The sequence below is a fragment of the Anaeromicrobium sediminis genome (assembly GCF_002270055.1).
In the GTDB taxonomy this organism is placed as follows: domain Bacteria; phylum Bacillota; class Clostridia; order Peptostreptococcales; family Thermotaleaceae; genus Anaeromicrobium; species Anaeromicrobium sediminis.
In genome coordinates, this window is sequence record NZ_NIBG01000049.1 from 1 (window position 1) to 4,620 (window position 4,620).

4 protein-coding genes are annotated in these 4,620 nt (G+C 30.8%); all 4 read left to right on the forward strand.

Translation table 11 applies throughout. The annotated features are described in order from the left end of the window. Positions 1 to 981: Ger(x)C family spore germination protein (locus CCE28_RS21685; protein ID WP_095136313.1), on the forward strand; the 981-nt coding region annotated here is incomplete at its 5' end. Continuing rightward, positions 962 to 2,143, forward strand: a complete 1,182-nt coding sequence (locus tag CCE28_RS21690) for a Ger(x)C family spore germination protein (RefSeq protein ID WP_095136314.1) — start codon at positions 962 to 964, stop codon at positions 2,141 to 2,143. The genes CCE28_RS21685 and CCE28_RS21690, both read left to right, overlap by 20 nt. A 52-nt stretch (positions 2,144 to 2,195) precedes the next feature. Next, positions 2,196 to 3,293, forward strand: a complete 1,098-nt coding sequence (locus CCE28_RS21695; protein WP_176461972.1) for a GerAB/ArcD/ProY family transporter — start codon at positions 2,196 to 2,198, stop codon at positions 3,291 to 3,293. After that, positions 3,274 to 4,410 (forward strand): Ger(x)C family spore germination protein, encoded by a 1,137-nt coding sequence (locus tag CCE28_RS21700; RefSeq protein WP_095136316.1) that lies wholly within the window; start codon positions 3,274 to 3,276, stop codon positions 4,408 to 4,410. Before CCE28_RS21695 ends, CCE28_RS21700 begins: the two co-directional genes overlap by 20 nt. The last annotated feature ends 210 nt before the right edge of the window (positions 4,411 to 4,620 follow it).

Sequence of the window (4,620 nt, forward strand, 5' to 3'; positions counted from 1 at the left end):
GCTAAGCTTACATCCTCATCTAAAGATGAAGAAAAGGCTGAAACCACAAAAGTATTTACAATGTTATCCTATGGTAAAAATTTTGAGGATGCCAGGAAGAAATATGATGCTGCAAGTCCTTTCCCTGTATTTTTAGGGGCTACAAGGGTTGTTGTTTTGGGGGAAAACTATGCAAAAAAAGGCATAGAACCCTATTTGAATAGGATTGACCACTTATATGATTATAGAAAAACGGTTCTCACCGTAATAAGTCGTAAACCACCAAAAGAATTATTTAATATTAAGGTAAAAAAGGATATATCTGTAGGCTTTTTAATAGAAGACATTATGGAGCATGTGGCGGGTAAAGGGGAAGGGTTATATCCAGTGACTGGAGAACTCCTTTCTGATATTGAATTAGGTAAAATAGGCTATTTACTCCCATATATTGGGGTGGAAAAAGGTTCTATAAAATATTTAGGCCTTGCAGTTATGAAAAATTCAAAATTAGTAGATATTATTGATATAAAAAATACATTTGGAATTATGTATGTATTGGCAGACGAACCTAGGATTGTTCAAGTTGCAGAGAGTAGTGAGGATGGGAAAAATAAGCTCTCTTTTAGAACCTTTGTTAAAAAAAGAAAGATTAAAGTAGACTATGTAGATGGCAAAGTTACCATTAATATTGATTTAGATTTAAAAGCACAATTAAGATATCAATATTATATGGAGCCAATAAGTGATGCATATATTAGGAAGCTGGAAGGTATCATATCAGAAAAAGCCAAAAATGATGTTGAGTCTATTATAAAGAGGGCACAAAATGAATTTAAGTGTGATATTTTTGGATTTGCAAGATACTTCAGAGCTAAACAACCTGAAATTTATGAAAAAATAAATTGGGAATATGCATTTACGAAGGCAGATGTTAATGTGAATGTTAAGACTAAAATAATAAATATGAGTTTAAGAGACCCCAATGCTAAAAAGAAATATTAAAGAATCTATAAAGGTGAAAAAAATGATAAGAAAATTAGGTAAATTATTGATTATAGGCATGTGTGTGTTATTAACAAGTTGTTGGGATTCTAGAGATATTAATAAAAAGGCCATTACCCTTAGTGTTGGTGTAGATTATGTGAAAGATAATATTCAATTTTCCGGTGAAATTGCTAACATTACATCATCAAAAGATAGCGAAAAGGCTGAGGGATCAAATGTTTACAAAATGGCAGGTTCTGGTGAGAATTTTGAAGAGGCTAGAAAAAGCAATGATTCACTAAAGTCTTTCCCAGGATTTTTAGGGGCTGTGAGGGTTGTTGTTTTTGCGAAAAACTATGCAAAAGAGGGAATAGAACCTTATTTGAATAGGATTAATCACTTATATGATTATAGAAAAACTGTTCTTACTGTAGTAAGTCGTGAACCAACAAGAGAACTGTTTAATATTAAGGTGGAAAAGGATATATCTGTAGGACTTTTAATAGAAAATATTATAGAGCATGTGGTGGGTAAAGGTGAAGGTCTGTATCCAGTAGCTGGAGAACTACTTTCAGATATTGAATTAGGTACAGTAGGATATTTGCTACCCTATATTGGTATAGAAGAAGACTCTATAAAATATTTAGGTCTTGTAGTTATGAAAAATTCAAAATTGATAAGTATTATTGATATAAAAAATACAGGTGGAATCATGTATATATTAGCAGAAGAGCCTAAGATTGTTCAAGTTATAAATAGGAGCCAAAATGGGAAAAATAATATTTCTTTTAGAACATTTGTTAAGAAAAGAAATATTGAAGCAGACTATGTAGATGGAAAAGTTACCATTAATATTGATTTAGACTTAAAGGCACAATTACGATATCAGTATTTTATGGAACCAATAAGTGATAAATATATTAAGAAACTAGAAGATATCATATCTGAAAAAGCTAAAAATGATATTGAGTCTATTATAAAGAAGGCACAAAGTGAATTTCAGTGTGATATTTTTGGATTTGCAAGACACTTTAGAGCTAAACGGCCTAAAATTTATAAGAAAATAAATTGGCAAGAGGCCTTCACAAAGGCAAATGTTAATGTGAATGTTAAGACGAAAATTATAAACAAGAGCTTAACAGATCCAAATCCAAAAAGAAATGTTAAATGGAATAATTAGAATTGCATAGGTATTAATGGGAATTATAAAGTTAAATGGAGGAGGTGAGTGGATGAATGAATCTCTTACAAATCGACAAATTGCTTTTATTATTTTTGGAATAGTAGTAGGATATGGTGTTTTAGGTCTTCCTAAAAATGTTACAGAAAATGCAGGCACAGGAGGATGGTTTAGCTTACTAATGGCTACGGGAATAACCATTATTTTTACATATATGATAACATACCTGGGATATGTCCATGAACACAAAACCATATATGAGTATAGTAATATGCTAGTTGGAAAATATATTACATTCATATTTATGCTTATATATATTATATATTATTTTATGCTTTTTACTATGATTATAAGAATGGCTTCTGAAGCCATTAAACTTACTGTATTAATAAAGACTCCCGTATGGGCATTATGTTCATTATTCCTTTCAGTTGTATATTATGCTGTAATAAAAAGGCTAGAAGTAATTGGAAGAATTTGTGAAATATATGGTTTAATTATTATCATAGGGTATATAGTCATACATTTAGCCGTGTCAACCCAAGGAAAATTAATTAATTTAAAACCATTTTTTGTTGTAGAAGATATACAATCATATCTAAAAGCCACTTTAGTTACTATATTTCCGTTTTTAGGCATAGAAATACTTACGATTATATCATTTGACAAAAAGAAGAATAACAAACGAATATTTAAATATACAGCCCTTATGGTAGGATTCATAGGAATTCTTTATATACTCATTGTAGAATCCTGTATTTCTGTCATGGGCGTAGATGGTATTGTTCATTACAAAGACGCTCTGTTTGCCACCATAAGAAGGGTTGATATTAAAAGTCTTGAGTTTTTAGAAAGGATAGACGGTATTTTCTTAATTATATGGATTATGGGCATGTTTTGTACGGCTTCCATAGAGGCCTACGGGTCAATTTTCCTCATGAGTAAATGGTTCAAAAACATTCATTTTAATCTTCTTGCATTCATTGTGATCCTTTTATCTTTTATTGTTTGTCATATACCTAAGACCGTTAATGACGTGGAAAAAATAATGGATTATCTTAGCTATGGTACGTTAGTAGCAGCAGGATTCATACCAGCCACATTATTTTTAATTACGAAGGTGAAAAAATATGATAAGAAAACTAAGTAAATTATTCATCATAGGCATGTGTGTGTTGTTATTAACAAGTTGTTGGGATTCTAAAGACGTGAATAAAAGGGGGATTGCCATTAGCATTGGTGTAGATTATGTGAATGGTAATATTGAATTTACTGGTGAAACTGCTAAGCTTACATCCTCATCAGGTAAAGGTGGAGAAAAGACTCAGACATCAGATGTATATAACATGTTATCTTATGGTAAAAATTTTGAGAAGTCTAGGGTTAACTATGATGCTGTAAGTCCTTTTCCTCTATTTTTAGGGGCTGTTAGGGTTGTTGTTTTTGGTGAAAACTTTGCAAAAAAAGGCATAGAATCTTATTTGAATAGAATTGACCACTTATATGATTATAGAAAAACCCTTTTAGCTGTAGTAAGTCGTGAACCACCAAAAAAACTATTTAAGGTGAAGGTGGAAAAGGATATATCTGTAGGATTTTTAATAGAAGACATTATAGAGCATGTGGCCGGGAAAGGCGAAGGTTTATATCCGGTAACTGGAGAACTTCTTTCTGATATTGAATTAGGTAAAATAGGATATGTGCTCCCCTATGTGGGAATAGAGGAAGATACTATAAAATATTTAGGTCTTGCAGTTATGAAAAATTCAAAATTAGTAGGTATTATTGATATAAAAAATACAGATGGAATCATGTATATATTAGCAGAAAAACCTAAAATCGTTCAAGTTGTAGATCGCAGTAATAATAAGGAAAATAAAATTTCTTTTAGAACATTTGTTAAGAAAAGAAAGATTAAAGTAGACTATGTGGATGAAGAAGTTACTATTAATATTGATTTAAATTTAACGGCACAATTAAGATATCAATATTATATGGAGCCAATAAGTGATGAATATATTAAGAAGCTAGAATCTATCATATCAGAAAAGGCTAAAAATGATATTGAGTCCATTATAAAGAGAGCACAAAATGAATTTCAATGCGATATTTTTGGATTTGCAAGATATTTTAGAGCTAATGAACCTGAAATTTATGAGAAAATAAATTGGGAAGATGCCTTTACAGAGGCAAATGTAAATGTGAATGTTAAGGCGAAAATTCTAAACATGAGCTTAACAGACCCAAATGCGAAAAGGAAATATTAAAGAATAATAGGTACTACTAATTACGAAGGTGAAGAAATATGATAAGAAAATCAAGTGAATTATTTATCATAGGCATGTGTCTATTCTTATTAACAAGTTGTTGGGATTCTGAAGACGTTAATAAAAGGAGTATTGATGTTACTACTGGTATGGATTATGTGAATAATAATGTTGAGCTTTCTGGAGAAGTTGCTAAGCTTACATCCTCAT